Here is a 26,219-nt window from a genome sequence, read left to right as displayed (position 1 = left end):
ACCTTTCCGGGAAGCGAAGTGAACCGGAAAGGGAGGATAAGCCAAGGGGTGGATGCCCCGCGGGCGCTTGAGGCAACTCAAAGAGTCAACCAATTCCGGATACACCGTTCCACCACGCGGGCCAGGAAGCTCAACAGTTCGGTACCCTGGCCAGGGTGGAACAGGTCGGCGTCGCGCGAGGCGAAGGCGAGCAGGCCCGCCGGCGCGTCGGGTGCCACTTGCAGGCGGACCAGCGCTTCCGATCGCACGATGGGCGCGGCGGGGCCGTAGATCTCGGCCAGGCCCTGGATGTTGCCGCGCAGGATGATGTCGCGCTTGCCTATCCACTGGCTGATGGCGCCGGTTTCCACCAGTTGCAGGCCACTGCGCTCGGCATGCAGCACCAGGCGGCTGTCCTCCGGCTGTTCCATCACCAGGCAGGCCAGGTCTAGGTCCAGCAGGACGGCCAGGTCGGTGGTGATGGTCTGGATGAGGTGCTCGAAGCTCTGCGCGTCCATCAGGTAGAGGGCCGCGGCGTGCACCCGGGTCTGGTTGTTGATGTTGGCGCGGGCGGTGGCGATCAGCTCTTCCTGCTGGGCCGTCAGCTCGGCCACCTCGCGTCGCAGCTTCAGCAGCATGAAGTGCTGCAGGTCGGCGACCCCGTTGCCCCGGTTCTCGGGCGGTGGGATCAGGTGGTGGACCACGTCGGGATGCTGCTGCAGGAAATCCGGGGTCTCGCGCAGGTATGTCGCCACATCCTCCGCGGTCAGGGCATCGCCCAAGGCGCTGTGCGGTGTCTTGCCGCCCATATGCTGCTCTTCCCTTCAGGCCGGCTCGCCCGGCGGTCCCATAGGTTCAAACGCAAACCGGCCCGCCCATCGCTGGGCGGACCGGTCAGGCATCCGCTGGAACGCGACAGGGATCAGCGGGTCGGCAGCGGCTGATCCAGGATAGTCTGCCCGGTCTTGGCCCAGTCCGCAACGAACTGCGCCAGGCCCTTGTCGGTCAGCACATGGTTGAACAGCTGACGGATGACCGAGGGCGGCATGGTGGCCACGTGGGCGCCCATCTTGGCCGACTGGGTGACGTGGATGGGGTTGCGGATGGAGGCGACCAGGACTTCGGTGGTGAAGTCCGGGTAGTTGTCATAGATGGTGACGATCTCTTCGATCAGGCTCAGGCCGTCCTGGCCCATGTCGTCCAGGCGGCCGACGAAGGGCGACACGAAGGTGGCGCCGGCCTTGGCGGCCAGGATGGCCTGCGCGGCGGAGAAGCACAGGGTCACGTTGACCATGGTGCCTTCCTGCGACAGATGGTGGCAGACCTTCAGGCCGGCCGGGGTCAGGGGCACCTTCACCGCCACGTTGGGGGCGATCTTGGCCAGGTGCTTGCCTTCCTTCAGCATGGTCTCGAAATCAGTCGAGGCGACTTCGGCGCTGACGGGGCCCTTCACCACGTCGCAGATCTCGGCGATCAGGTCGATGAAGCTGCTGTGACCGGACTTGGCGACCAGCGACGGGTTGGTGGTGACGCCGTCCAGCAAGCCGGTGGAGGCCAGCTCGCGAATGTCGTTGATGTCGGCGGTATCGACGAAGAACTTCATGGGGGAATGCCCTCAAGATCTGGATCAGGACCGGGGCCCGCCCCCGGGTTGGCCGGCACTCTAGCGGAGGCCGCACCAGGGTGCACGGGCTGAAATGGCGGGCCAGGGGATGGGGGGCATGCGCGCTTGGGGGCGCGTTCCCTATATAAGACCATATAGGGAACGGTGGCGCTCCAGGGCCACCTGGTGGTAACAGCAGGCCATGGATTTGTTGACGGCAAGCGGGATAGAGACGGCGGCCCCACCGGTGCGGCGGGTACGCGTCCTGCTGCCCCTGCCGCTGGCCAGCCCCTATGACTATCGCGTCCCCGACGACATGGAGCTGGAGGCCGGCGCCTATGTCGAGGTGCCGCTGGGCCCGCGCCATGTCTTCGGCGTTGTCTGGGCCGTGGGCGGCCCAGGGGACAATTGGGAGGCGGGCGTGGCGGCCAGCCGCCTGAAGCCCGTCATCCGCCGCTTCGACCTGCCGCCCATGCCCGAGGTGTCGCGGCGCTTCGTCGACTGGGTGGCGGCCTACACCCTGTCGGCACCCGGATCGGTACTGCGCATGGCGGTCAGCGTGTCGGCGGCGCTGGAGGATCCCAAGCAGCTGCTGGCTTATCTGCCGTCGGGCGAATCGCCACCGCCGGGCTTCAAGATGACGGATGCGCGCCGCCGCGTGCTGGCGCTGATGGAGGAGGACGGGCCGCCCCGGACCCCGGCCGACCTGGCGCGCGACGCCGCCTGCGGCATCGGCGTGATCCGGGGCCTGGCCGAATCGGGGCTGCTGACACCCGTTGCCCTGCGTGCCCAGCCGCGCCCGCCCATCCCCGACGCCGACAGGGCCGGGCCGGAGCTGTCACCCGACCAGGCGGCGGCGGCCGGCGCCCTGTGCACGGCGGTGGATGCCCGCGCCTATTCCGCCACCCTGGTCGACGGGGTCACCGGCTCCGGCAAGACGGAGGTGTATTTCGAGGCCATCGCCGCCTGCCTGCGTCTGGGACGCCAAGCCCTGGTGCTGCTGCCGGAAATCGCCCTGTCCAGCCAGTGGCTGGACCGCTTCGCCCGGCGATTCGGGGTGCGGCCGGTGGAATGGCATTCCGACCTCGCCGGCGCCCATCGCCGCGCCGCCTGGCGCTCCATCGCCAATGGCGAGGCGCCGGTGGTGGTGGGCGCGCGCTCCGCCCTGTTCCTGCCCTATCCCGACCTGGGCCTGATCGTGGTGGACGAGGAGCATGAGGCCGCCTTCAAGCAGGAGGACGGCGTCATCTACCATGCCCGCGACATGGCGGTGGCGCGTGCCTTCCTCGGCGGCATCCCCGTGGCCCTGGTCTCCGCCACGCCGTCGCTGGAGACGCTGACGAATGCGGAAACGGGGCGCTATGGCCGCATCGATCTGCCGGCCCGCCACGGCGGCGCCAGCCTGCCCGAGGTCACGCTTATCGACCTGCGCCGGTCCGACAGCCGGCCGCCGGCCCGCCACTGGCTGTCCCCCATCCTGACGCAGGCGATGGCCGAGACGCTGGCGGCCGGGGAGCAGGCGATGCTGTTCCTGAACCGCCGGGGCTACGCGCCGCTGACCCTGTGCCGCAGCTGCGGCTTCCGCCTGCAATGCCCCAACTGCACCGCCTGGCTGGTGGAGCATCGCCTCAGCCGCCGGCTGCAATGCCACCACTGCGGCTACACCGATCGCCTGCCTGAAACCTGCCCGTCGTGCGAGGCGGAGCATTCCTTCGTCGCCTGCGGCCCGGGGGTGGAGCGCGTGGCGGAGGAGGTGGCGCAACTGTTCCCCGACGCGCGGGTGGCGCTGATGACCAGCGATACCCTGGTCGGGCCCCACGCCATCCAGACGGTGATCGAGGAGGTGCGGGCCCACAAGGTCGACATCCTGATCGGCACCCAGGTGATGGCCAAGGGCCACCATTTCCCCATGCTGACCCTGGTGGGGGTGGTGGACGGCGACCTGGGCCTGGGCGGCGGCGACCTGCGCGCGGCGGAGCGCACCTTCCAGATGTTGCACCAGGTGGCGGGCCGCGCGGGCCGCGAGAGCCGGCCGGGGCGCGTCTTCCTGCAGACCCACATGCCGGAGCATCCGGTGATGCAGGCGCTGGCCGCCCATGACCGCGATGCCTTCCTGGCGGCGGAGGCGGACCAGCGCCGGGCCATGGACCTGCCGCCCTACGGCCGGCTGGCGGCCCTGATCATCTCCGGTGAGGATGAGCGCCAGGTGGACAAGCTGGCCCGCGACCTGGCCCGCGCGGCGCCGCAGGGCGACGACCTGCAGGTGCTGGGGCCCGCCCCGGCACCCCTGGCCCTGCTGCGCGGCCGCCACCGCCGGCGCCTGCTGCTGAAGACGGCGCGCGGGGTGGCGGTGCAGCCGCTGCTGCAGACCTGGCTGGGGTCCGTGCCCATCCCCACGGCCGTGCGGGTGCAGGTGGACGTCGATCCCTACAGCTTCATGTAGGGGGCCGCCTCATGCGGGCCCGGTCTTCGTCAGCCAGTAGGCATGCCGCAACAGGGGTAGCTGCCCGGCTTGGGCGCTGGTCGTGCTGAAGGACAGGGTGGCGCCCCGGCGGGCCAGCACCAGGCGCAGGCTGACCGGCCGCCCGTTTTCCTCCCCCGCGCCATCCGCCACCAGGGTGATGTCGTCCGGCCCGGGCCCCGCCCGGAACGCCATCACACGGTAGCAGTGGCTGGCGGTCTCCGCGATGCACCAGGTCGTGGGATCCAGGGACCATGTCTCGCGGGAATGGACGGTCTTGCCCGGCCCGTCATCGAAGGTGAAGGCCAGCACGGGCACCAGGCCGGCGGAGGCCGTCAGCCGCGTTGGCAGTATGACGCGACGGTCGCTGCCATAGTCCCGGTAATCCAGCGTGCCGGCCCAGGCGCCCGACAGGGCCGCCCCAAGGCGCGCCGCGCCCGCCGCCATCGTCCGGTCCCCACCGTCAACGCCGCCGGCCAGATCGATCACCGTGTCGAAGGGCTGTCGCCGCTTCACCCCGGGGACGGCCGCGATGGGTGGCGATGGCGTGGCGGCCGGCGCCAGATCCGATTGCGTCAGCCGGCTGTCGCCCAACCGCTTCCATTGGATGGACCACCGCTCGGGCGCGCCGCCCGGGGCTGGCCAGTGGTCGGCCGGCGCGATGGCCTGGTCCAGGCGGGACAGCCCCCAGGGCACGGGCTCGCCATTGATGGCGGTGACTTCAGACCCGGGCGGCGGCGCATCCGGCTGCCCGTCGTTGGACAAGACCATCATCCGCCCCTCCACCAAGGCGAAGCGGAAGGGGAGGGGGGCGGAACGCGGCGGCTCATCGGCATGGGCCGTGGACAAACCGGCCAAGGCACCGGCCAGCAGCAGGGGGATGAGATGGCGGGAGGGGCGCATCGGTTACCTCTGGGGTTGTGCCGGGACCCTTTCCGGCGCGGAACCCCAGCTAGCCGCCATCGCCGCCCACCGTCGCCTCATTTCCCGTAAATCCGCCGTTTTCCGCCTTTTGAGCCGCGCGCCAGGCGCTGGGGCTCATGCCGGTATGGTCGCGGAACACCCGGTTAAAGCTGGCCTTGGACGCAAAGCCGCAGTCCAGCGCCACCGACAGCAGGTCCCCCGGTTCCGCCTGGCGTAGCCGGGCCTGCACCGCCTCCACCCGCAGGCCGTTGACCAGGGCGCTGAAGGTGTGGCCCAGGCCCTGGTTGAGCGCGCGGGACAGGTAGGTCTCATTGGTGCCCAGGCGCTGGGCGACCTCGGCCAGGGTGAGGCCCGGTTCACGCCACCACCCTTCACGGCGGATGGCGGCCTGCCACCGGGTGGCGGTCTCGGTCCAGTCGCGCCCGCGCGGCCGAGGCGGTTCCGGCTCCGGCCCCGTCGGTCCCATGGGCGGATAAGCGCGTCCCGCATGACGCCAGCCCTCCAGCCCCAGGGTCAGGACAATGGCGGCGAACGCCAGGTATTGGGGGAAGCGGTCGTAGTAGCTGAGCGGTGCCACCAGGGTGTCGACGGCGTCGAAGGCCACCGTCACCACCAGCCACAAGCCCAGCGCCAGCAGCAGCGTCCGCTGCCAGGGCGGCTGTCGTTCCCGGGGATTGCTGACGGCACCCGCCAGCCAGCGGCCGTAGTGCGCGTGGAACCGGGCCGCCGCCAGGAAATAGAGCATCAGCGACAGGGCGCCCGCCCAGGTCTGCACCGGGTCGATCCAGCGGGCATGCACCGCATCGTTCCACCGCGTCTTGTCATCCAGCGGCAGGGAGAAGGCCCAGAGGGTGTAGAGCAGGTTCAGGGCCGCCGGCGCGAAATGCCAGAACCATCCGCGCGACAGGCGCGGTGTCACCAGGCGGCAGACGTAGAGGTACAGCAGCGGCCCGGTGGCCAGCGCGAAGTTGAAGGGTGCGAACGACAGCCAGGGATAGGCGTCGTAGAAGCCGGCGAAGCCCAGGACATAGGGCATCAGCCGCAGCACGGCCACGCCCAGCAGGGCCGCCAGCAGGCGGTTCGCCACGCGGTTGCCGGGGGCGTTCAGCAACAGCAGGGCCACCAGCGCGCCGAACCCGGCGGCCATGCCCAATATCGTGCTCCACGGACCGAAGCGGATCATGGCCCCTCCGTCCGTCAGTCTAGGACAGTCCGGCCGCCGGCTGGAAGGACAGGCTTTTCTGGCTACACCGGCCAGCTACACCGGCCAGCTACACCGGCCAGCTACACCGGCCAGCTACACCGGAAGGACAGATGACGCGCCCCCTCGGGCTGCCCCATGGTCGCCACGATCGGCGTCATAATGTCGCTGATACGACCCCTATCGGTGACATGCCGTCACCCAAGCATCGGAAGAAATGAGGGCCATCATGAAGCGCTCTTCCCGTCTCATCGCCGCCGCCGCGACCGCCATCGTGGCCTTGGGCGCCACCCTGCCGGCCTGGGCCGATCCGCCGCCCTGGGCGGAGGCGTCCGGCTATCGCTACCGGGACCGGGATTGGCATGACGACCACCGTGGCGATGACCGCCGGGGGGACGACCGCCGGGACGATGATCATTGGCGCGATGAGCATCGCGGGGACGACCATTGGCGCGACGACCACCGGGGCCCGCCGCCCCGTTACGTTGACCGCCGCTCCCCGCATTACCGGGAGTTCTACGCCGCCGACGTGGGCATCGATGAGGGCCGCTGCGACCGTGGCGCTGTCGGCCTGAACGTCGGCACGGTGGTAGGCGCGCTGCTGGGAGGCCTGGCCGGTTCGCAGTTCGGCCACGGCGGCGGCAAGGCCGCCATGACCGGTGCCGGCGTGCTGCTGGGCGCCCTGGCCGGCAACGCCGCCTTCAACAGCATGGACCAGAGTGACGAAGGCTGCTTCGCCCAGGCCATGGAAAAGGCGCCGGACGGCCAACAGATCGTCTGGAACAACCCCGACAACGGTGCGCGCTATCAGATGACCCCGGTCAAGACCTGGCAGGAATCGGCCGACAACTACTGCCGCGAATACCAGAGCGTGGCCACCGTGGGCGGCCGCAAGCAGACCGTCACCGGCACCGCTTGCCGGCAGCCCGACGGCCAGTGGAAGATCGTGAATTAAACACCGTCAGCGAACCGGCGGCAGGACTTCCCCTGCCGCCGTTACTGCAAACCTCACACAAACCCATGCCGGCTCAACCAGCGGCGGTATAGATCCGGCCAGGGTTCGGCGGGACGGCCCGGCGTGTCGCGGATGGCGAAGCCGTGGCCGCCGGATTCGAAGATGTGCATTTCCGTCGCCACGTTCTGGCGGCGCAGGGCCTGGAACATGGCCAGGCTGTTGCCCACGGGGACGGCGTCGTCATCGGCGGCATGGAACAGGAAGGTGGGGCAGGTGCCCGTCCGCACGATCTGGTCCGGCGAATAGGCCCTTACCTGTTCGGCCGATGGGCTGTTGCCCAGCAGATGCTGGCGCGAGCCCGGATGCGTCAGCGACTCATCCATCGAGATGACGGGATAGGCCAGGCAGGCCAGTTGGGGGCCGGCCGGCAGCTTGTCGGCCTCGTCCACCGGCGTGTACACGGTGGCGTCGTGGCGGGTGAGCAGGCTGGCAGCCAGGTGGCCGCCGGCGGAGAAGCCGATGATGCCGATGCGGCCGCCATCCACCGCCCAGGCCTTGGCCTTGGCGCGCAGCAGGCGCATGGCGCGCTGCGCGTCCTGCAGCGGCACATCCGCACCGTTCTTCCAGCCCGCCGCCGGTAGGCGGTAGGTGAGGACGGCGGCGTGCAGGCCGGTGGCGTTCAGCCAGCGGGCGATCTCATAACCCTCCTTATCGAACCACACGCTGGAGTAGCCGCCGCCGGGGATGACCAGGATGGTGGCGCGCGGGCCGGGGCTGGCGCTGCGGAAGAAGGCCAGGGTGGGGATGGACACGCCATCCGCCGAGCGGTCGGGAGGGCCGCCCACGGGGCCATGGTCGGTGACGATGTCCTTGACGGTCACGCCCTCGCCGCCCGGCGGCGTGCCGGGCCACAGGGGCAGCAGCACGTCCGGGTCGCGGCGCTGGCGCGAAAGCTGCACCAGGTCGGTCGCGGGCGTGCCATCCGCCTTCGCGGACTGCGCCAGGACGGCGCCGGCCACGGCGGCCAGGGCCAGGCCGCGGCGGTTCAGGGTGAAGGTCATGGGGGCTGCCTCCCTCAAGGCTGTTCCGTTTCTGTTACCGGTAACTTAGCCGAGAGGGCGGCGGGAATGCCAGCCCGCGTCAGGTGCCGGCCACCGTCATGCCTTCCACACGCAGGGTGGGGCTGTCCACGCCGTGGCGGAATTCCAGGTCGTTGGCCGGCCGCAGGGTCAGGTACATGTCCTTCAGGTTGCCGGCGATGGTGACCTCGGCCACCGGGAAGGCGATCTTGCCGTCCTCGATCCAGAAGCCCGAGGCGCCCCGGCTGTAGTCGCCGGTGATGCCGTTGACGCCGCTGCCCATCAGCGAGGTGACGTAGAAGCCCTGGCGGATGTCGGCCAGCAACTGCTCCGGCGTCTCCTCGCCCGGCGCCAGATAGACGTTGGTGGCGCTGGGGCCGGGCGGGCCGCCGGTGCCGCGCGACGCGTGGCCGGTGGAGGCCAGGCCCAGCTGGCGGGCGGAGCGGCAGTCCAGCAGCCAGGTGGTCAGCACGCCGCCGTCGATCAGGTTGCGGCGGCCGTTGGCCTGTCCCTCGGCATCGAAGGGCTTGGAGCGCAGGCCGCGGCGGATGTGTGGGTCGTCCACGATGGTGATGCCGGGCGCGAACACCGCCTGGCCCATCTTGTCCTTCAGGAAGCTGGTGCCGCGCGCGATGGCGGCGCCGGAGATGGCGCCCGTCAGGTGGCTGACCAGACCCCCGGCCACGCGCGGGTCGAACACCACGGGCACGGCCTGGGTCGCCACCTTGCGCGGGTTCAGGCGGGCCACCACCCGCTCACCGGCGCGGCGGCCGATGGTGACGGGCGACTCCAAATCACCGGCATAGATGGCCGAATGATAGTCGTAGTCCCGCTCCATGCCCGTGCCGCTGCCCGCCAGGACAGAAACGGACAGGCTGCGGCGGCTGACGCTGTAGCCGCCGGAAAAGCCGTTGCTGGCCGCCAGCGTGACGGTGGAGCGCGACCAGCCGGCGTCCGCCCCTTCGGAATTGCTGACACCGGGCACGGCCAGCGCCGTCTCCTCCAGCTCCGCGATCTGAGCCAGCAGATCTTCGGCCACCGGCTCGGATGGGTCGCACAGGTCCAGGTCCGGCCAATCGCGGGCCAGGCTGTCGGGATCGGCCAGGCCGCAGAAATCATCTTCCGGCACCAGGCGGGCCATGGCCACCGCCCGCTCCGCCAATTCCTTCAGCAGCGCCGGGCTGCGGTCGGTGGAGGAGACGATGGCCTGGCGCTTGCCCACGAACACCCGCAGGCCCAGGTCGCCCGATTCGGCGCGCTGCACCTCCTCCGGCTTGCCCAGGCGCTGGCTCATGGACATGGCGGCGCTGTCCACCAGCAGGGCGTCGGCGGCATCCGCGCCGGCCTTGCGCGCCAGGGTCAGCAGGTCGTCCAGGATGCCGGCGGCGGTGGCGTCGGGGGGCAGGGGGGGCATGGGTGCGCAAGCTCCAGGCTTAGGTCACGGTCCCCCAGGGCAAACCAAAGGGGCAAGGCCACATGTGGGCATTCGGTGCCAGCTTGCCAGGTGGCGGGGCCCCGGGGGAAGCCTGACCTTGAGTGAAGGCGTTCGCGCGGTGGAAAAGCCGGCCCATAGCCGGAAATGTTTCTGAAAGGTAACTGAAAGCACAATTGCAACGATTTGTTTCTTAGCCTATCAACAAGTGACATCCGTTTGTTACCGACCGGGTCTAGGTTCCCCAGACCAATGCGCGAAGGCTGCCCCGCCTGACGCATTCGGTCGGTCGAATGGACCACTACGGGGATCTGCCGCCCCGGTTCGTTCGGTCAACCTTTCGGGTTTCTTCCCGGAAGTAGTCCATCAACCTTACAGGGCCCGGGCGCCAACCCCGTGGCCCTGTTTTCTTTTCTGGCATCGGCGACGTGGATTCCCCATGGTGCTGAGGACGGTGCGGGTGATACGCTCCTAGAACTGAAACCGATTTCACCAACAGGAATCGCCTTTGCCCTTCGACCCTACGGTGCTGACGTCCCATCTCGACACGCTGTTGGCGGGCGCCTGGCTGACGGCGGAGGTGTGCGCACTGGGTATCGCCGCCGCTTTTGCGCTGGCCGCCGCGCTAGGGGTGCTGGCGGTGGGGCGCGGCTGGGCGGGGCGATTGGCGCGGCTGTATGTCGACGTCTTCCGCAATGTGCCCTTCGTGGTGCAGGTCTTCTTCCTGTTTTACGGCCTGCCCGAGGTGGGCGTGTACATCGACGCCTTCTGGACCGGGGTGCTGGCGCTCGGCCTGGTGGGCGGCGCCTATGGCAGCGACGTGGTGCGCAGCGGCATCCTGGCGATCGAGCCTGGGGTGGTCGAGGCCGCGAAGGTCGGCGGCCTATCCCGGCTCGCCATCATCCGCCGCATCGTCCTGCCCATCGCCCTGCGCACCGCCATCCGGCCCCTGGGTTCCGTCTTCGTGAACCTGGTGCTCAGCTCCTCCATCCTGTCCATGATCACGCTGGACGAGGTGACGGGGACGGCCCGGGGCGTGGCGTCGGAAACCTACCGCCCGTTCGAGGTCTACGCCTTCCTGCTGGCCGCCTACGCCGGCCTGACCTATGCCGTGTCGATGGGAATCGACGCCCTGCATCGGCGCCTTAACCGGCACATGGCGGATAACGGGGCGGCCCCCGGGGTGGCCCATGGGGCGATGAGGGGGACGGCTTGATGCGGCACGCCGGCTTCACCTGGCATGACGGCACCTTGCTGGCCCAGGGGCTGGGCGTCAGCCTGGGCCTGTTCGCCGGCACCTTCCTCATCGGGCTGGTCCTGGGATCGGCCGCGGCAGTGCTGCGCCATTTCCGTGTGCCGGCGCTGGGCACCCTGCTGCATACCGGCCTGGAGCTGCTGCGCAATTCGCCGGTGCTGGTGCAATTGTTCCTGGTCTTCTTCGGTGTGCCGGCCTTGATCCACCAGCCGCTGACGCCCGTCTTCGCCGCGGGCCTGACCCTGTCGGCCAACACGGCGGCCTTCGTCTATTTCATCGCCGTCGCCGGCCTGGATGCGGTGGGGCGGGACCAGGTGGAGGCGGCGCGCGTCTTCGGCCTCAGCCGTGTCCAGCAGGTGCGCCACATCCTGGGCCCCCAGGCGCTCGCCTTCGCGGTGGCGCCGCTGGTGGGCCTGGCGGTCAACCAGCTGCAGGTGACCTCCCTGGTTTCCGTCATCGGGGTGGTCGACCTGACCAAGGCCGGTGACATCCTGAACCTGCGCACCCTGCGTCCTTTCGCCGTGTGGACCCTGGTGGGCGTGCTGTATTTCGCGGCGGCCAAGACGCTGACACTGCTGGGCAATCGATGGGAACGGCGGCTGCGCGCCCATGCCGCCCCGCTTGGGCTTTAGGGGGCTGGGGCTTTAGGGAGATGAGGGCATGATAGCGGTGGAGGGCGTGGTCAAGCGCTTTGGCGCCCACACGGTGCTGGACGGGGTCAGCCTGACGGTGGCGCCGGGGGAGGTGGTCACCATCCTGGGGTCCAGCGGGTCGGGCAAAAGCACGTTGATCCGCTGCATCAACGGGTTGGAGACACTGGATGGCGGCCGCATCACCGTGGACGGGCTGGACGTGGCCGACCCGCGCCAGCTGGCCCAGGCACGCCGCCTGTCGGCCACCGTGTTCCAGCTGTTCAACCTTTACCCCCACATGACCGTACTGCGGAACATCACCCTGGCGCCGGAACTTGTGCTGAAGCGTCCGAAGGCGGAGGTGGACGGTCAGGCCCGCGCCCTGCTGGCCAGCGTGGGGCTGGCGGGGAAGGCCGACTCCTATCCAGGCCAGCTGTCGGGCGGGCAGCGTCAGCGCGTGGGCATCTGCCGGGCACTGGCCATGAATCCGCGCTACCTGCTGCTGGACGAGGTGACCAGCGCGCTGGATCCCGAGATGACGGCGGAGGTGCTGGCCATCCTGGGGAAACTGGCGACCCGTCAACCAGGAGGGGCCGGCACCGCCATGCTGTTCGTGACGCATGAGGTGGAATTCGCCCGGCGCATCTCCACCCGCATCGTCTTCCTGGACCAGGGGCGCCTGATCGTCGACCTGCCCAGGGACCAGTTCTTCGCCGCGGACGGGGGCCTGGCCCATCCGCGCATCCGTCAATTCCTGTCCAAGATGGCGCCCGCCGCCCCCCTTGCCGAGATTCCCGCATGATGTTGATCGCAAATTCCGAGGCTTGGCCCGGGTTCCAGACCTCCGTCGATCACCTGAGGGCGGGGGAGCGGGGCCCCGACCCCCTGGTGGCCGGCATCGCGCGGGTGGAGCGTGAGGCGACGGTGCGCAGCGTCGGTTACGGCGGGTGGCCCAACATGTTGGGGGAGATGGAATTCGATGCCGGGGTCATGGACGGCGGCACCCGCCAAGTGGGGGCCGTCGGAGCGTTGCGCGACGTCATCCCGGCCAGCGCGGTGGCCCTGCAGGTCATGCGCCGCCTGCCGCACACCCTGCTGACCGGTGACGGGGCCCGCCGCTTCGCCCTGGAGTGCGGGTTCGACGTGGAACCGACGCTGCTGGAGGATTCGCGCCGGGTGTGGTGGGCGCGGCTGGAGAAGGAGCTGCCGCCCGATGACCTCGCCGCCTTTCCCAACATCCCGCTGGCGCCGCTCAGCCGCGCCATCACCGATCCGGAGCGGGTGCGCGACACCACCGTCTTCCTGGGCCGGGATGCCGGCGGCGACCTGCACGCGGCCACCAGCACCTCGGGCTGGGCGTGGAAGTACCCCGGCCGTCTGGGTGACTCACCCGTCGCCGGTGCCGGCTTCTACGCCGACAGCCGTTTCGGCGCCGCCGCCTGCACCCATACGGGGGAGATGACGGTGCGCTGCGGCACCGCCCGCGCCATCGTCCTGGCCTTGCAACTGGGCAAATCCCTGCGTGAGGCGGTGGACCTGGCGGTGGCGGACCTGGCGGAGCTGCGCGGGGGCTTCCTGGCCGGCGTGGTCATCCACGCGCTGGACGCCCACGGCAACCATGAGGTGGTCAGCTTCCGCTGCGGTCCCGCCATCCGCTATTGGTATTGGGATCCGTCGCTGTCCGCCCCTGAAGAACGCACTGCCCGCACGGTTTAACCCAGCGGCATGGGACGCGGCTCACGCCGCTGTCGGACACGATTGTGTCCGCCGGAGGTTTTCGGGGAACGCGGTGGACTGGAAACGGAGGAAGCCAAGTCGCCGGATGGCGGCGTCCGGCGTCCGAGGATCGCATAAGGAATTCTCATGCTGCGCAAGCTGCTGCTCATGCTCGCCGCCCTCCTGGTCGTGACGCCCGCCTGGGCCGGCAAGCTGGAGGATATCCGCCAGCGCGGCGTGCTGCGCGTGGGGGTGTCGCTGGGTGGGGAACCGGTGGGCTTCCGCGACGACCGCAACGCGCCCGCCGGCTATGACGTGGACGTGGCCAAGCGCCTGGCGGACAAGCTGGGGGTGCGGGTGGAATACACCGACGTTTCCGGCGACGCGCGGGTCAGCATGCTGGTGTCGGGCCAAATCGACGTGGCGGTGGCCAACCTGACGGCCACGGCGGAACGCGCCAAGACCATCGCCTTCACGATCCCCTACAACCGCGCGGGCCTGCGCGTCATCGTCCAGAAAAGCGCCGGCATCAACCAGCTGTCGGATCTGGCGGGCAAGAGGGTGGTGGTGGGCCGCAGCACGACGGGGGAGACCTTCCTGCGCCAGGCTGTGCCGGGGGCGAAGCTGGTGCACACCGATAGCTTTGCGCCCGATGGCGTGCTGCTGCTGGTGCAGCGGCGGGTGGACGCCGGCATCGAGGATTCATCCATGATGGACTATCTGGCCAGCGTCTATCCCACTTTGAAGATACTGCCCGACCTCTATTCCAACGCGCCCATCGCCATTGGCCTGGCCCAGGGCGATCCGGAATTCCTGCGCTGGCTGAACGGCTTCGTCGCCGACTACATCAAGTCCGGGGCGTATGAGGCGAACTATCGCAAATGGTGGGGCCGGGACGCTGCCGTTCCGGCGCTGTCGGCCAGTTAGCCGGTCAGCCGGGGATGGAAGCGCGTGGGCAGGGTCAGGGGCCAGGGGCCGGTGGCCGCACCGGTCAGCACAGCGATGACCGCCGCCACATAGGCCTGCTTGTCATAGCCGATGGAAGAAATGGGATAGGCGTCGAAATCCGTCAGCGACAGGTTGTCGAAGCCATACAGGCGGGTGGTGGTGGCGCGGCCCTGGGGGAAGTCCGCCCGCAGGCGGTCCAGCACGCCCATGGCCATGGCGTCGGAGGTGCAGAAGATGGCGTCCGGACGGGGTGTGAGCGCCAGCTCCTCCCCCGCCTTGTGGCCGCTGGCATAGGAATAGTCGCCCTGCAGGCTGGCCGTCAGCCGGATGCCCTGGGCCGCCAGGGCTGCGTGGTACAAGCGGATGCGCGCCTGCTCCAGGACGGACGTGAGGCGGCCCGTCACCAGGGCGGCGCTCTTCACCCCCTGGCGTGCCGCGTGGGCCATGGCTTCGGCGATGCCCACCCGCTCATCGGGGATGACGGCGGGGGAGTCGTCATCGTGCCTGCCATTCAGCATCAGCACCTGGTCGCTGCGGAACAGCGTGCGGGCGGTAGCGGCATCGGCGAAATCGGAAAAGACGATGGCGGCATCGACGTGATAGGCGACGCCGGTACGCAGGAAGGACTCTACCCGGTCGCTGGAGCCCACCCGGATGAAAATCACCTGCTTGCCCATGTTCTGTACGGCGGCCAGCAGGGGATCGAACAGATCCAGGTCGCTCAGGTCATGGATGTGGTTGACGACGACGGCCACCAAGTTGACGCTTTTGGTGGTCAGGCTGCGGGCCAGCAGGTTGGGGCGGAATCCCAGCTCCTGCGCCGCCTGCAGCACGCGCGCCTTTTTCTCCGCCGACACCGGCCGTTGTTCGTCAGACAGCGCCCGGGACGCCACCGCCCGCGACACGCCGGCCCGTTCGGCCACGTCGCTGATGGTGGGGTTGGCTGGAAGGGGTGCGCACAGCTTGTCGGTTCCGTTCCCGTCCATCCCAACCATTCCCCATTCTTTCCCAACGCCGATAAGGTGCCGGCGGTTTCCTATAAAACCGGGCACATTAACGAAAGAAGATTTCAATCTTGATATACTGTTTCGATATCGGCGGGTCATACATTTCCCTGGGGACAGCCAGTACAGATGTCGCGGTGACAGGGGCGCTGACCCGTGTCGGTCGGGTGCCGACGCCGGCACGCGACCGCGCCGCCTTCGTCCAGGCGCTGGCCAGCCTGATCGATCAGGCGCCAGGGCCCGAGGACGCGCCGGTGGCCCTGGCGCTGGCCGGTGACATCGACCCCGCGACGGGACTGGCCAGCTGCGCCAACATCCCCTGCCTGACGGGCACGCCCCTGGTGGCCGACCTGACGGCGGCGCTCGGCCGCCCCGTGGTGGTGGGCAACGACGCCGCCTGCTTCGTCCTGGCGGAGGCGATGGTGGGGGCGGCGCGCGGCCAGGACACCGTTTTCGGCATCATCCTGGGCACGGGCGTGGGCGGCGGCCTGGTGGTGGAGGGCCGCCTGGTGCCGGGCGCTGGGGAATGGGGCCACGGGCCGGTGGTGAAGCAGGTGGCGGGCGACCCCAGCGTCACCCTGGCCCGCCTCCCCTGCGGCTGTGGCCAGGCGGGCTGCGTCGACACCATTGGCGGCGCCCGGGGGCTGGAGCGCCTGCACCACGCCCTGCACGGCGTGCGGCTGGACAGCCAGGCGCTGACGGCGGCGTGGCATGCCGGCGACCGCGACGCCACGCGCACGATGGACATCTATGTCGATCTGGTTGCCGATCCCCTGGCGGTGGTGGTGAACGCCGTGGGTGCGGGCCTGGTGCCGGTGGGCGGCGGCCTGTCCTCCGACGCCGCCCTTGTTTCGGCGTTGGACGCCGCCGTGCGCGCCCGTATCCTGCGCCGCACGGGCACGCCGCTGCTGGTGCCCACGGCGCTGGGCGGGGCGGCTGGCATGTTGGGGGCGGCCATCCTGGGCGCCCGGTGGCTGGAACGGAACAGGGCTTGAAAGGGGACGGCGGGGATGACCCGGGTGGATGCGAATCGCGTGCGGCTTGAGGTGTGCGTGGACAGCCCGGCGGGGGTGGCCGCCGCCATCAAGGGGGGTGCCAACCGGCTGGAGTTGTGCGCCGCCCTGGTGGTGGGCGGCCTGACGCCGTCGCGCGGCCTGATGGCGCTGGCGGCGGCCAGCGGGCGGCCCGCCTACGCCATGATCCGTCCCCGGCCGGGCGACTTCGTCTATGGCCCCGCCGACCTGGACGTCATGGGGGATGATATCGACACGGTGCGGGCCTTGGGCCTGCCCGGCGTGGTGCTGGGCGCCAGCCTGCCCAGCGGTGAACTAGACGCGGCCGCCCTGTCCATCCTGGTGGACCGCGCCGGCGGCCTGGGCATGACCCTGCATCGGGCCATCGACCTGACCCCCGACCCCATCGAGGCCTTGGATATCGCCATCGAACTGGGGTTCGAACGGGTGCTGACCTCCGGCGGCGCCCGCACGGCGGTTGAGGGGGCCGAGACCATCGCCGAGCTGGTGGACCATGCCCAGGGCCGTATCAGCATCATGGCCGGTAGCGGCGTCACCCCCGACAACGCCGTCGACCTCATCCGCCAGACCGGGGTGGCCGAGGTCCACGCCTCCTGCGGCATGGCCCCGGCGGTGGTGGACCAGCACCTGCTGCACTTCGGCTTCGTCCAGCCTGGTGCCCGGGAGACGGACGCGGCGACGGTCATGTGGCTGGCGGCGGCGATCCGGGACATCGAGGCCGATCAGTGGCCGTAATGCTCGTCCCGCATGATGCGTTCATGGTCGCGAGCACCATGAAGAATATGGAGAATTTCGATCGCGTTCAGTTTGGGGACTGAGCGGTAGTAGATGATATAGTTCTTGTAAGGGAAACAACGGCCGCCAGACAGAAGATGGTCGCAAGCCTTTCCGGCGGCGGGAAAAAGAGCGCGCTTCTGGCAGATGGCCTCAAGTTCTTCAGCGAACGCGAGCGCACGATCCACGTCGTCCTGGGCGATGAAATAAGTGATGTCCTTCAGGTCTTGCTCAGCCAAGGGATGGAAGAAGGCTCTCGGCATAGGCTCACTGAGCCTGCGCCTTTTTCATTTCGAGCAAGCGGGCTTTCAGGTCACCGAACACCTTTTCCGCCGGGATAGGTGTTTGCCCATCTGATGCTCTGGCCTGGAGTATGGCCCGAATATGGGCTTCCGCCTCTTCCTCCGTCGCGTCAATGATTCGCACTTCGACGCGGCGGTTGCCGGCGAAGGGGGCGAGTTCGTCTGACAGCTTGTCGACGGTGGTACGGATGATGGTTTCAGCCATGCCCCCAGCATATGCCGTGGGCTGCCGTTGCGCCAGTGGATGCCTCACTTCCGCCAGATCGGCTTGCCACTCCCCGGCAGGCCGTAGCTGGCCCATTTGCGGCTGACCTCCTCCACCACGCCCTGGTCCATGGCGATCTTCTCGCCCCATTCGCGGTGGGTTTCGGGGGGCAGCTTGTTGGTGGCGTCCAGGCCGACCTTGCCGCCCAATCCGGACTCGGGGCTGGCGAAGTCCAGGTAGTCGATGGGCGTGCCCTCGATGACGGTGATGTCTCGTGCCGGGTCCATGCGCGTGGACACGGCCCACATCACGTCCTTCCAGTCGCGGACGTTGATGTCGTCGTCCACGACGATCACCCACTTGGTGTACATGAACTGCCGCAGGAAGGACCACACGCCCATCATCACCCGCTTGGCGTGGCCCGGATAGGCCTTGCGCATCGAGACGACGGCGATGCGATAGGAACAGCCCTCCGGCGGCAGCCAGAAATCGATGATCTCCGGAAACTGCTGGCGCAGCAGGGGGATGAAAACCTCGTTCAGGGACTCGCCCAGCACGGACGGCTCGTCCGGCGGCCGGCCGGTGAAGGTGGAGAGGTAGATGGGGTCGCGGCGCATGGTGATGGCCGTGACCTGGAAGACGGGGAACTTCTCCACCGAATTATAATAGCCGGTGTGGTCGCCATAGGGGCCCTCGTCCGCGTACTCGTCCAGCGAGACGTAGCCTTCCAGGACGATCTCCGCCTGGGCCGGCACCTTCAGCGGCACGGTCTTGCAATCGACCAGGTCCACCTTCTTGCCGCGCAGCATGCCGGCGAACTGGTATTCCGACAGGGTCTCCGGCACCGGGGTCACGGCGGCCAGGATGGTGCCGGGATCGGCGCCCAGCACCACGGCGGCGGGCAGGGGCTCGCGCTTGCCGGCCGCCTTCCAGCGATGATGGTGCTGGGCCCCGCCGCGGTGCTTCAGCCAGCGCATGATGGTGCGGTCGCGCCCCAGCACCTGCATGCGGTAGATGCCCAGGTTGAAGCGATCCTCCGCCATGCCGTCCCGGTCGTTGGCGGTGGGGCCTTGCGTCACCACCAGGGGCCAAGTGATCAGGGGGGCCGGCTCACCCGGCCAGCAGCTTTGGATGGGCAGGCGGCCAAGGTCGACCTGGTCGCCGGTCAGCACCACCTCCTGGCAGGGCGCGCTGCCCACCGTACGCGGGCGCATCGCCATGACCGTCTTCACCAGGGGCAGCATCTCCCACGCGTCGCGCAGGCCGCGCGGCGGCTCCGGCTGCTTCAGGAAGGCCAGCGTCTCCCCCACGTCGCGCAGTTCGTGCGGCTCCCGGTCCATGCCCCAGGCCACCCGTTCCACCGTGCCGAACAGGTTGACCAGCACCGGCATCTCCGACCGGGTACCGTCCGCCTTGATGACGTTCTCGAAGATCACGGCGGGGCCGCCCTCGGCCAGCAGGCGGGTCTGGATCTCGGTCATCTCCAGCACGGTGGAAACCGGGGTCTTGACCCGCACCAGGCGGCCCGACTGTTCCAGCCGGTCGATGAACTCACGCAAGGAGGCGTAGGGCATGGGAAATATCCAGGTGGGAAGTCAGGCGGTAAAGGAGCGGATGCGGCCCCGCCAGGTCAAGCCTCCACCCGCCAGACGACGCTGTCGCGGTGGGTGCGGTCCTCCAGCTCCAGCGTCGTCGGCACGCGGTACGTGGCCAGGGGAACCAGACCGTCCTTCGGCAGGTATGTACGGCCGGGATCCCCCATCAGGATCACCAGTCCGTCGCCGGCCAAGGCGCGCAGCCAGGCCATGACCCGCTCCGCCATCGGTTTCTCGTAGCAGACGTCGCCCACCAGCACGACGTCGATGTCCGTCAGGGGCTGGCCCACCACGTCGCGCTCCACCGCCGTCACGGCCACGCCGTTCAGCTGGGCGTTGAGGCCGATGGCGGCGATGGCGTAGGCGTCGATCTCCACCGCCATGACGGCGGCCGCCCCCGCCTTGGCGGCGGCGATGGCGATCAGGCCGCTTCCGGCGGCGAAGTCCAGCACGCGGGCGCCCCGCACCAGCTCCGGATGGTCCAGCACGTGGCGGGCGACGGCCTGCCCGCCGGCCCAGGGGAAGGCCCAGAAGGGGGGTGGCAGATCCTTGGCCGCCAGCGTCTCCTCCGTCGCCAGCCACAGGGGCGTGATCTCGGTGGCGGTCAGCAGCGTCAGCTCGGGCACCAGGGCCGGGGCTTCCGGGGCGGTGTTGGCGCGGATGAAGGCGGCGCGATCGATGTCGCTCAAGACGCGGCCGCCATGCCCAGGATGATGCTGGCCAGCAACACCCAGCCGGCGACGCGGGCGGCGCGGAAGGCGGCCAGGCTGTCGGCCGGGTCCTCGGGGCGCCACTGCCAGGCCTGGCGCAGCAGCATGCCGCCGGTCAGGACCACGCCCAGGTAGGCCAGCGGGTGGACGCCGGCGGCCATCAGGGCCAGCGCCCACAGCGCCGTGGCGCCGGCGTAGAAGCCCAGGATCCAGCGCTTGGAGGCGGCGCCCAAGCGCAGGGCGGTGGACTTCACGCCCACCTTCACGTCGTCCTCGCGATCCTGGTGGGCGTAGATGGTGTCATAGCCTAGGGTCCACAGGATGCCGCCGGCGTAGAGCAGCACCGGCGGCCAGGCGAGCTCGCCCGTGACCGCCACCCAGCCCAGCAGGGCGCCCCAGTTGAACGTCAGGCCCAGGAAGGCCTGGGGCCACCAGGTGATGCGCTTCATCAAGGGATATGCGGCCACCAGCACCAGCGAGGCGGCGCCCATGACGATGGTGGGCCGGTTCATCTGCACCAGCACGGCCAGGCCCACCAGGCACTGGGCGATCAGGAAGGCGATGGCCTGGGGCACGCCGACGGCGCCGCTGGGGATGGGGCGCACGCGGGTGCGTTCCACCAGGGCGTCGAACTTGCGGTCGATGATGTCGTTGATGGTGCAGCCGGCGCCACGCATGACCACCGAGCCCACGGCGAACAGCACCATGAGCCACAGCCTGGGCAGGTGGCCGGGTTCCGCGGCCAGGGCGATGGACCAGAGCCCCGGCAGCAGCAGCAGCCAGGTGCCGATGGGCCGGTCCAGCCGCGCCAGCCGGGCGTAGGGGCGGGCGCGGGGGGGCACATGCCGATCGATCCAGTCGCCCTGGCGGATGTCGGTATGGCCGGCGCTTATGGTCTCGCTGGGCATTGGGGAAGCCTTGTTCGGGTGTTTGCAGGGACCTTAGCGGGAAGAGGGCGGTCAAGAAAGGGCGGCCGGTCACCCTTCAGGCGGACGGGCTGACCCTTGAAAAATGCTCGAGTGTTCAATGGTAGAATGGACAAAGGAATGATTGTTCCGCATCTAGACCTCTCCCGTTCCGTCTCCTTTCTCCGCGACTGACCCCATGGCCGACCGCCCCCGCACCCGCCTGCATATCGACACGCCCCTGGCCGCCGGCCAGTCGGCACCGCTGTCGGGCGACCAGGCGCACTATTTGCGCGGCGTGCTGCGCCAGGCACCCGGCGACCGGCTGCTGGCCTTCAACGAGGCTGGCGGCGAATGGCTGGGGGAGATATCGGCGCTGACCAAGTCGGGAGGCACCATCACCCTGCTGGAACAGACCCGGGCGCCGGTGGCGGTGCCGGACGTCTGGCTGCTGTTCGCGCCGCTGAAGGGTGGCCGCACCGAGTACGTGGTGGAAAAGGCGACGGAACTGGGCGTGGCCCGCCTCTGCCCCGTGCTGACCCGCCGGGGCGATGTGCCGCGGGTGAACCTGGACCGCTTGCGCGCCAACGCGGTGGAGGCGGCGGAACAGTGTGAGCGGCTGTCCGTGCCCGTGGTCGACCCGCTGGCCGACCTTTCGTCCGTGCTGGCCGGCTGGCCCGCTAACCCCCTGACCCGGGATCGTACGCTGTTCGTGGCGGCGGAGACGGGGGCCGCCCAGCCCCTGGCCACGGCTGTGACGGCGGCTACTGCGTCGGGGCGCCCGGCGGCGTTCCTTGTGGGACCGGAGGGGGGCCTCCATCCCGGTGAGCTTGACCAGCTTGCCAAAACACCCTTTGTTGTCCCGGTAGGACTGGGTCCACGCATTCTGCGGGCGGACACGGCCGCTTTCGCTGTGCTTGCCCTGTGGCAGGCGCTGGCGGGCGACTGGACCGCCGCCCCAGGGCAGGACGCGCGCCCGCCGTTCCGTTGAGAGTCCCGTTCCCTGTTCCCGGCCCCCAGCCGCGCTTTGATACCCAAGCCGTGTAAAGCCAAGCCGTGTAAAGAAGGACCGACCTGATGTCTGCGCCGCCGAAGAGCCCGGGTGCCCCCATCACCGACCGCCGCGAGCTGGTCGAATATCTGGAACAGGGCAACAAGCCGGCGGATGCTTGGCGCATCGGCACGGAACACGAGAAGTTCGCCTTCCGCCTGGGCGACAACCGCCCGCTGCCCTATGAGGGCGAGCAGGGCATCGGCCGCATCCTGTCCGAGATGGCGACCCGCTACGACTGGACCCCGGTGAAGGAAGGCGAGAACATCATCGCCCTGACCAGGGGCCAGGCCAGCATCACGCTGGAGCCGGGCGGCCAGTTCGAGCTGTCGGGTGCGCCGCTGAGCACCATCCACCAGACCTGCGGCGAGGTTTCGGAGCACCTGGCCCAGGTGCGTGCGATTGGCGCTGACCTCGGCATCGGCATGATCGGCCTGGGCTTCAATCCCAAGTGGAAGCGGGAAGATATTCCCTGGATGCCCAAGGGCCGCTACCGCATCATGCGCGACTACATGCCCAAGAAGGGCACCATGGGCCTGGACATGATGACCCGCACCTCCACGGTGCAGGTCAACCTGGACTTCAGCTCCGAGGCCGACATGGTGAAGAAGTTCCGGGTCAGCCTGGCGCTGCAACCCATCGCCACGGCCCTGTTCGCCAACAGCCCCTTCAAGGAAGGCAAGCCCAACGGTTTCCAGAGCCTGCGCAGCCATGTGTGGACGGATACCGACCCCGACCGCTGCGGTGACCTGCCCTTCGTGTTCGAGGATGGCTTCGGCTTCGAGCGCTACGCCGACCACGCGCTGGGCGTGCCCATGTACTTCGTCTATCGCGACGGCCAGTACATCGACGCCTCGGGCCAGGACTTCCGCGCCTTCCTGAGGGGGGAACTGCCGGCCTTGCCGGGTGAGCGGCCGCTGATCACCGACTGGGTGGACCACCTGACCACCCTGTTCCCCGAGGTGCGGCTGAAGCGCTTCCTGGAGATGCGCGGCGCCGACGGCGGCCCATGGGCCCGCCTGTGCGCCCTGCCGGCCCTCTGGGTGGGCCTGCTGTACGACACCACGGCGCTGGACGCCGCCTGGGACATGATCAAGGACTGGACGGAGGAGGAGCGGGCGCAGTTGCGCAACAACGTGCCGCGCCTGGGCCTCGACACGCCTTTCCGCAAGGGCACCGTTCTGGACCTCGCACGTCAGACGGTGGCCATGTCGCGCAGCGGCCTGGACAACCGGGCGCGCCTGGCCGGCATGGGCGACAACGAAAGCCACTTCCTGGACGCGCTGCAGGCCATCGTGGACAGCGGCGTTTCGCCGGCCACGGAGCTGCTGAACAAGTTCAACGGGGAATGGGGCGGCGATATCGATCGCGTCTACGCGGAATACGCGTACTGAGGCCGGCCGTTCAACGGACCTTAGTGCCTCGCGTTTGGTTATTTGCCCCGGCTATGGCCGGGGATTCCTCCCTATAATCGACGCCATCTGGCTTCCCCCCGGAAACCGTGGCGTCATTCCCATCGCGTGGTCCGCGGGCTTACGATCCAGGGACCTTGGTGCCCAGCGGGCGGTTCAGCATATCCTTGGGGTCGGCGTGGCTGACGTCGTTGCAATTGCCGGCCAGGCGGCTGCCCGTGTTCACGCACCGCTGCTGGGCCGCGGCCTTGGGCGCGGCGGCACTGGCCGTCTGGGCATTATCCGGCTGGGTCTGGCAACCGGCCGTGAGCAGGGCGAGACCAAAAGTTGCTGCCAATAACTGATAGTGACGCATAAAAACCCCGTTTGATGTGGATGACGCAACAAACGGATTTATGCGTACCGCGGCGATGTGGGCAACCAGTCTTTTGTCCGGAAGCGTTGCGAAATTGATACCGGTTTCCATCCAGTCCCGCGTCTGACGCATCCAGGCCGCAAGAATGGCCAAGACGCGCAAAGATCCCTCTAACGCCGCGGCATTCCGGACGGGTTGGGTAGGGTCTTCGGAAGTTGGGGGGGAAGTGGCCCGCGTGCCGGCTTGAGGTCGCCTCCCGGCCGGTTGGTCGGCGGCGGGGTGCCTGCCGCGATGGCGGCGGAAATTCAGTCGCGCGTCGCAACCCGGGCATGGGCGCGCGCCAGCCAATCCGCGACCTCCTCGGTGATGTCATCCACCGAGGCTAATGGGATCCTGTAGGTGATGCGATCGCTGGGATCCGCGGTCTTGACCGGGCTCAGGGAGACGGCGCCTGGCGGCAGGGGCTCCCGGCCCAAGGCCAGGCCCAGGTCGATTCGGCCCTTACCCGCCGGCTTGGCTTCCGCGAACTTCAACCCCGCGCTGAAGGAGACCATGGTGGACAGGACGGTGCTGGTGACATCCGCGCCCAGGCCCAGGGCTAGGGCGGTCAACCGGTTGCCAATGGGGCGCAGGGTCTCCCGCCCTTGATACAGCTTATCCAGCCGTTGTTCCGGCGATAGATCGTGGACCCCGCCCAGGGCATGGGCCGCCAGCACCTGTGCCGTGGCGCCGCCCAAGCCGTAGGCCTGCTTCAGCCAGCGGGCGCAGGCCTTGGGCTCGGCCGGCCCCTCCGCCTTGATCAGGGCGGTCCAGGCGCCCGCGTCCCGGCCGGTCTTGGCTGGTAGGTTGCGCAGGATGGCGGCCATCATCTCGTCCGGGCTCTTGCCCATGGCCACCCTCCCTCTCGTCCGGTTCAGGCCGCCTCCATCAGGCCGCGGTGCCGCCGACGGTCAGGCCGTCGATGCGCAGCGTGGGCTGGCCGACGCCCACCGGCACGCTTTGCCCCTGCTTGCCGCAAACACCGATGCCCTCGTCCAGGCAACTGTCGTCGCCGATCATGGTGACCTTGGTCAGGGCGTCCGGGCCGTTGCCGATCAGGGTCGCGCCCTTCACCGACGGGCCGATCTTGCCGTCCTCGATCAGATAGGCCTCCGAGGCGGAGAAGACGAACTTGCCGGACACGATGTCCACCTGGCCGCCGCCGAAGTTCACCGCGTACAGCCCGCGCTTCACCGAGGCCAGAATCTCCTCCTTGGTTCGGTCGCCGGAGCGCATCATGGTGTTGGTCATGCGCGGCATGGGCACGCTGCTGAAACCCTGGCGGCGGCCGTTGCCCGTGGGCTTCACCCCCATCAGGCGGGCGTTCATGCGGTCCTGCATGTAGCCGACCAGGATGCCGTCCTCGATCAGGGTATTGCACTGGCTGGGCGTGCCCTCGTCATCCACGGTGATGGAACCGCGGCGCCCCTCCAGCGTGCCGTCGTCCACCACGGTGACGCCGGGGGCGGCCACCCGCTGTCCGATGAGGGAGGAGAAGGCGGAGGTGGCCTTGCGGTTGAAGTCGCCTTCCAGCCCGTGGCCGATAGCCTCATGCAGCAGCACGCCGCACCACCCGGGCCCGAGGACCACGGGCATCTCGCCCGCCGGCGCCGGGATGGCGGCTAGGTTGACCAGGGCCTGGCGCAGCGCCTCATCGACATGGTGGCGCCAGGTTTCCGGCTGCATGTAGCGCTCATAGGCTAGGCGGCCGCCGGCGCCGAAGCTGCCGGCCTCCATGCGGTCGCCCTCGCCGACGACCACGGAGACGTTCAGGCGCACCAGCGGGCGGATGTCCGCCACGCGGTGACCGTCGGCGCGGATGATCTGCACGGCCTGCCACTCGCCGGTCAGGCTGGCGCTGACCTGGCGCACGCGCGGGTCGCGGCCCCGGGCATAGGCGTCGATGTCGGCCAGCAGCTTCACCTTGGCCTCGAACGGCACGATGGCCAAGGGGTTGTCGGCAGCGTAGAGGGCGCGGTTGGTGCCCACCGGCGGCTCCGCATAGGTGCCGCCATGGCCGGCCTGGACCGTGCGCACGGTGGCGGCCGCGCGCTTCAGCGCCTCCTCCGTCAGGGTGGAGGCATGGGCAAAGCCCGTGGTCTCCCCGGCCACGGAGCGCAGGCCGAAGCCCTGCGTGGTATCGAAGGACGCGCTTTTAAGCTTGCCGTCATCCCAGAACACGCCTTCAGACTGGGCGTACTCCAGGAACAACTCGCCATCGTCGCCGCCCTTCAGCGCGTCGGCGACGATCGATTCGGTGCGCGCGCGGTCCAGTCCGGCGCGGGTGAAAAACAGATCGTCGGTCTGGGCGAGCAGGCTCATGGTCGCGAAACTCCAAGGAACGGGCCGAAAAGCCGGGGCGGCGGCGGGGCCGGCCAACCCGGCGGGGCGTGACATCCATAACATGGCGTGTCGATGCCGCCATCGCCAGGGGAAAGGCCACCCTTCGAAGGCGGAGGTGGATGGGGTCGGGAATCCTCAAGCACGCCAAGGCTGTAGCGCCGGGCCGTTTTTGCGCCACCCTGGCGCGTCCGGCGGGCGGGTCAGTGCGCCCAACGGTATGCGCTGGGACGCGTTGTCCGCTTTACGTCAAGGATTGGGAACGTTATGGTCTGCCACGATGCAGGTGTCCCTTAACCATCGGGGGC

At 69.1% G+C, this 26,219-nt stretch carries 26 protein-coding genes; 11 read left to right on the top strand and 15 right to left on the bottom strand.

What is annotated here, in order from left to right; genetic code table 11:
- Positions 1–77: 77 nt before the first annotated feature.
- Together P5F91_RS17260 and fsa are read right to left on the bottom strand one after the other, a co-directional pair.
- Complete coding sequence (locus P5F91_RS17260) at positions 78–788, bottom strand: DUF484 family protein (RefSeq protein WP_277907710.1); 711 nt, start codon at positions 786–788, stop codon at positions 78–80.
- 113 nt (positions 789–901) lie between these two features.
- A complete protein-coding gene (gene fsa / locus P5F91_RS17255) occupies positions 902–1,582 on the bottom strand; it encodes a fructose-6-phosphate aldolase (protein ID WP_088871978.1) in 681 nt (226 codons plus the stop codon).
- A gap of 202 nt (positions 1,583–1,784) precedes the next feature.
- On the opposite strand from fsa, the gene P5F91_RS17250 reads away from it, so the two are divergent.
- The gene (locus tag P5F91_RS17250; RefSeq protein ID WP_277907709.1) at positions 1,785–4,025 is read left to right on the top strand and encodes a primosomal protein N'; all 2,241 of its coding nucleotides are present in this window, start codon (positions 1,785–1,787) and stop codon (positions 4,023–4,025) included.
- A gap of 9 nt (positions 4,026–4,034) precedes the next feature.
- On the opposite strand, the gene P5F91_RS17245 is transcribed toward P5F91_RS17250, so the two are convergent.
- On the bottom strand, positions 4,035–4,946 hold the full coding sequence (locus P5F91_RS17245) for a hypothetical protein (protein ID WP_277907708.1): 912 nt from the start codon (positions 4,944–4,946) through the stop codon (positions 4,035–4,037).
- 49 nt (positions 4,947–4,995) lie between these two features.
- Positions 4,996–6,150, bottom strand: coding sequence for a helix-turn-helix domain-containing protein (locus P5F91_RS17240; RefSeq protein WP_145611316.1), 1,155 nt, complete (start codon positions 6,148–6,150; stop codon positions 4,996–4,998).
- A gap of 247 nt (positions 6,151–6,397) precedes the next feature.
- On the opposite strand from P5F91_RS17240, the gene P5F91_RS17235 reads away from it, so the two are divergent.
- Positions 6,398–7,123, top strand: coding sequence for an RT0821/Lpp0805 family surface protein (locus tag P5F91_RS17235; RefSeq protein ID WP_145611317.1), 726 nt, complete (start codon positions 6,398–6,400; stop codon positions 7,121–7,123).
- Between the two features lie 53 nt (positions 7,124–7,176).
- On the opposite strand, the gene P5F91_RS17230 is transcribed toward P5F91_RS17235, so the two are convergent.
- On the bottom strand, positions 7,177–8,184 hold the full coding sequence (locus P5F91_RS17230) for an alpha/beta hydrolase (RefSeq protein WP_277907707.1): 1,008 nt from the start codon (positions 8,182–8,184) through the stop codon (positions 7,177–7,179).
- A 79-nt stretch (positions 8,185–8,263) separates the two neighbouring features.
- Entirely contained in the window at positions 8,264–9,616 is a 1,353-nt protein-coding gene (locus P5F91_RS17225) for a TldD/PmbA family protein (protein ID WP_145611319.1), read from the bottom strand.
- 526 nt (positions 9,617–10,142) lie between these two features.
- On the opposite strand from P5F91_RS17225, the gene P5F91_RS17220 reads away from it, so the two are divergent.
- The 5 genes from P5F91_RS17220 to P5F91_RS17200 all read left to right on the top strand — a co-directional run bounded on the left by P5F91_RS17220 (position 10,143) and on the right by P5F91_RS17200 (position 14,164).
- Entirely contained in the window at positions 10,143–10,850 is a 708-nt protein-coding gene (locus P5F91_RS17220; protein ID WP_277907706.1) for an amino acid ABC transporter permease, read from the top strand.
- Positions 10,850–11,521 (top strand): amino acid ABC transporter permease, encoded by a 672-nt coding sequence (locus tag P5F91_RS17215; protein ID WP_277907705.1) that lies wholly within the window; start codon positions 10,850–10,852, stop codon positions 11,519–11,521. Before P5F91_RS17220 ends, P5F91_RS17215 begins: the two co-directional genes overlap by 1 nt.
- Positions 11,522–11,549: 28 nt before the next feature.
- The gene (locus P5F91_RS17210; RefSeq protein WP_277907704.1) at positions 11,550–12,323 is read left to right on the top strand and encodes an amino acid ABC transporter ATP-binding protein; all 774 of its coding nucleotides are present in this window, start codon (positions 11,550–11,552) and stop codon (positions 12,321–12,323) included.
- Entirely contained in the window at positions 12,320–13,237 is a 918-nt protein-coding gene (locus P5F91_RS17205; RefSeq protein WP_277907703.1) for an isoaspartyl peptidase/L-asparaginase, read from the top strand. Before P5F91_RS17210 ends, P5F91_RS17205 begins: the two co-directional genes overlap by 4 nt.
- Positions 13,238–13,384: 147 nt before the next feature.
- Positions 13,385–14,164, top strand: coding sequence for a transporter substrate-binding domain-containing protein (locus P5F91_RS17200; protein WP_277907702.1), 780 nt, complete (start codon positions 13,385–13,387; stop codon positions 14,162–14,164).
- On the opposite strand, the gene P5F91_RS17195 is transcribed toward P5F91_RS17200, so the two are convergent.
- The gene (locus P5F91_RS17195) at positions 14,161–15,171 is read right to left on the bottom strand and encodes a LacI family DNA-binding transcriptional regulator (protein ID WP_277907701.1); all 1,011 of its coding nucleotides are present in this window, start codon (positions 15,169–15,171) and stop codon (positions 14,161–14,163) included. The genes P5F91_RS17200 and P5F91_RS17195 overlap by 4 nt on opposite strands.
- A gap of 89 nt (positions 15,172–15,260) precedes the next feature.
- On the opposite strand from P5F91_RS17195, the gene P5F91_RS17190 reads away from it, so the two are divergent.
- The gene (locus tag P5F91_RS17190) at positions 15,261–16,184 is read left to right on the top strand and encodes an ROK family protein (RefSeq protein WP_422394471.1); all 924 of its coding nucleotides are present in this window, start codon (positions 15,261–15,263) and stop codon (positions 16,182–16,184) included.
- Positions 16,185–16,199: 15 nt separating this feature from the next.
- Entirely contained in the window at positions 16,200–16,958 is a 759-nt protein-coding gene (locus P5F91_RS17185; protein WP_277907699.1) for a copper homeostasis protein CutC, read from the top strand.
- On the opposite strand, the gene P5F91_RS17180 is transcribed toward P5F91_RS17185, so the two are convergent.
- The 5 genes from P5F91_RS17180 to ubiA are packed head-to-tail and all read right to left on the bottom strand — an operon-like array spanning position 16,946 to position 20,717.
- Entirely contained in the window at positions 16,946–17,260 is a 315-nt protein-coding gene (locus tag P5F91_RS17180) for a type II toxin-antitoxin system RelE/ParE family toxin (RefSeq protein WP_145611327.1), read from the bottom strand. The genes P5F91_RS17185 and P5F91_RS17180 overlap by 13 nt on opposite strands.
- Positions 17,261–17,264: 4 nt before the next feature.
- A complete protein-coding gene (locus tag P5F91_RS17175) occupies positions 17,265–17,504 on the bottom strand; it encodes a hypothetical protein (protein WP_145611328.1) in 240 nt (79 codons plus the stop codon).
- Positions 17,505–17,548: 44 nt separating this feature from the next.
- The gene (locus P5F91_RS17170; protein WP_277907698.1) at positions 17,549–19,078 is read right to left on the bottom strand and encodes a UbiD family decarboxylase; all 1,530 of its coding nucleotides are present in this window, start codon (positions 19,076–19,078) and stop codon (positions 17,549–17,551) included.
- Positions 19,079–19,134: 56 nt separating this feature from the next.
- Positions 19,135–19,788, bottom strand: a complete 654-nt coding sequence (locus P5F91_RS17165; protein WP_145611330.1) for a class I SAM-dependent methyltransferase — start codon at positions 19,786–19,788, stop codon at positions 19,135–19,137.
- Positions 19,785–20,717, bottom strand: a complete 933-nt coding sequence (gene ubiA / locus P5F91_RS17160) for a 4-hydroxybenzoate octaprenyltransferase (RefSeq protein WP_277907696.1) — start codon at positions 20,715–20,717, stop codon at positions 19,785–19,787. Before ubiA ends, P5F91_RS17165 begins: the two co-directional genes overlap by 4 nt.
- A gap of 196 nt (positions 20,718–20,913) precedes the next feature.
- Between ubiA and P5F91_RS17155 the strand changes: the two genes are divergently transcribed.
- Both P5F91_RS17155 and P5F91_RS17150 read left to right on the top strand, forming a co-directional pair.
- Positions 20,914–21,705, top strand: coding sequence for a 16S rRNA (uracil(1498)-N(3))-methyltransferase (locus P5F91_RS17155; protein WP_145611332.1), 792 nt, complete (start codon positions 20,914–20,916; stop codon positions 21,703–21,705).
- A gap of 86 nt (positions 21,706–21,791) precedes the next feature.
- Entirely contained in the window at positions 21,792–23,159 is a 1,368-nt protein-coding gene (locus tag P5F91_RS17150) for a glutamate--cysteine ligase (RefSeq protein ID WP_145611333.1), read from the top strand.
- A gap of 139 nt (positions 23,160–23,298) precedes the next feature.
- Here P5F91_RS17150 and P5F91_RS17145 read toward each other — a convergent pair whose 3' ends face one another.
- The 3 genes from P5F91_RS17145 to tldD form a co-directional block, all read right to left on the bottom strand.
- Positions 23,299–23,685, bottom strand: coding sequence for a hypothetical protein (locus P5F91_RS17145; RefSeq protein WP_277907695.1), 387 nt, complete (start codon positions 23,683–23,685; stop codon positions 23,299–23,301).
- 152 nt (positions 23,686–23,837) lie between these two features.
- Positions 23,838–24,422: a DUF5655 domain-containing protein gene (locus tag P5F91_RS17140; RefSeq protein WP_277907694.1), complete on the bottom strand. Its 585-nt coding sequence runs from the start codon at positions 24,420–24,422 to the stop codon at positions 23,838–23,840.
- A 37-nt stretch (positions 24,423–24,459) separates the two neighbouring features.
- Positions 24,460–25,893 carry a metalloprotease TldD gene (tldD, locus tag P5F91_RS17135; protein ID WP_277907693.1) on the bottom strand — a complete coding sequence of 478 codons (1,434 nt, stop codon included), beginning with the start codon at positions 25,891–25,893 and terminating at the stop codon, positions 24,460–24,462.
- Positions 25,894–26,219 lie beyond the last annotated feature (326 nt).

The organism is Nitrospirillum amazonense, assembly GCF_029594735.1.
Taxonomy (GTDB): Bacteria; Pseudomonadota; Alphaproteobacteria; order Azospirillales; family Azospirillaceae; genus Nitrospirillum; species Nitrospirillum amazonense.
The sequence above is the reverse complement of the archived record's forward strand: the minus strand, read 5'-3'. Positions and strand labels throughout refer to the sequence as shown.

Coding starts and splice junctions, on each gene's coding strand:
- P5F91_RS17260 (WP_277907710.1), bottom strand. CDS start 788: ATGGGCGGCAAGACACCGCACAGCGCCTTGGGCGATGCCCTGACCGCG.
- fsa (WP_088871978.1), bottom strand. CDS start 1,582: ATGAAGTTCTTCGTCGATACCGCCGACATCAACGACATTCGCGAGCTG.
- P5F91_RS17250 (WP_277907709.1), top strand. CDS start 1,785: ATGGATTTGTTGACGGCAAGCGGGATAGAGACGGCGGCCCCACCGGTG.
- P5F91_RS17245 (WP_277907708.1), bottom strand. CDS start 4,946: ATGCGCCCCTCCCGCCATCTCATCCCCCTGCTGCTGGCCGGTGCCTTG.
- P5F91_RS17240 (WP_145611316.1), bottom strand. CDS start 6,150: ATGATCCGCTTCGGTCCGTGGAGCACGATATTGGGCATGGCCGCCGGG.
- P5F91_RS17235 (WP_145611317.1), top strand. CDS start 6,398: ATGAAGCGCTCTTCCCGTCTCATCGCCGCCGCCGCGACCGCCATCGTG.
- P5F91_RS17230 (WP_277907707.1), bottom strand. CDS start 8,184: ATGACCTTCACCCTGAACCGCCGCGGCCTGGCCCTGGCCGCCGTGGCC.
- P5F91_RS17225 (WP_145611319.1), bottom strand. CDS start 9,616: ATGCCCCCCCTGCCCCCCGACGCCACCGCCGCCGGCATCCTGGACGAC.
- P5F91_RS17215 (WP_277907705.1), top strand. CDS start 10,850: ATGCGGCACGCCGGCTTCACCTGGCATGACGGCACCTTGCTGGCCCAG.
- P5F91_RS17210 (WP_277907704.1), top strand. CDS start 11,550: ATGATAGCGGTGGAGGGCGTGGTCAAGCGCTTTGGCGCCCACACGGTG.
- P5F91_RS17205 (WP_277907703.1), top strand. CDS start 12,320: ATGATGTTGATCGCAAATTCCGAGGCTTGGCCCGGGTTCCAGACCTCC.
- P5F91_RS17200 (WP_277907702.1), top strand. CDS start 13,385: ATGCTGCGCAAGCTGCTGCTCATGCTCGCCGCCCTCCTGGTCGTGACG.
- P5F91_RS17195 (WP_277907701.1), bottom strand. CDS start 15,171: ATGGACGGGAACGGAACCGACAAGCTGTGCGCACCCCTTCCAGCCAAC.
- P5F91_RS17185 (WP_277907699.1), top strand. CDS start 16,200: ATGACCCGGGTGGATGCGAATCGCGTGCGGCTTGAGGTGTGCGTGGAC.
- P5F91_RS17180 (WP_145611327.1), bottom strand. CDS start 17,260: ATGCCGAGAGCCTTCTTCCATCCCTTGGCTGAGCAAGACCTGAAGGAC.
- P5F91_RS17175 (WP_145611328.1), bottom strand. CDS start 17,504: ATGGCTGAAACCATCATCCGTACCACCGTCGACAAGCTGTCAGACGAA.
- P5F91_RS17170 (WP_277907698.1), bottom strand. CDS start 19,078: ATGCCCTACGCCTCCTTGCGTGAGTTCATCGACCGGCTGGAACAGTCG.
- ubiA (WP_277907696.1), bottom strand. CDS start 20,717: ATGCCCAGCGAGACCATAAGCGCCGGCCATACCGACATCCGCCAGGGC.
- P5F91_RS17155 (WP_145611332.1), top strand. CDS start 20,914: ATGGCCGACCGCCCCCGCACCCGCCTGCATATCGACACGCCCCTGGCC.
- P5F91_RS17150 (WP_145611333.1), top strand. CDS start 21,792: ATGTCTGCGCCGCCGAAGAGCCCGGGTGCCCCCATCACCGACCGCCGC.
- P5F91_RS17140 (WP_277907694.1), bottom strand. CDS start 24,422: ATGGGCAAGAGCCCGGACGAGATGATGGCCGCCATCCTGCGCAACCTA.
- tldD (WP_277907693.1), bottom strand. CDS start 25,893: ATGAGCCTGCTCGCCCAGACCGACGATCTGTTTTTCACCCGCGCCGGA.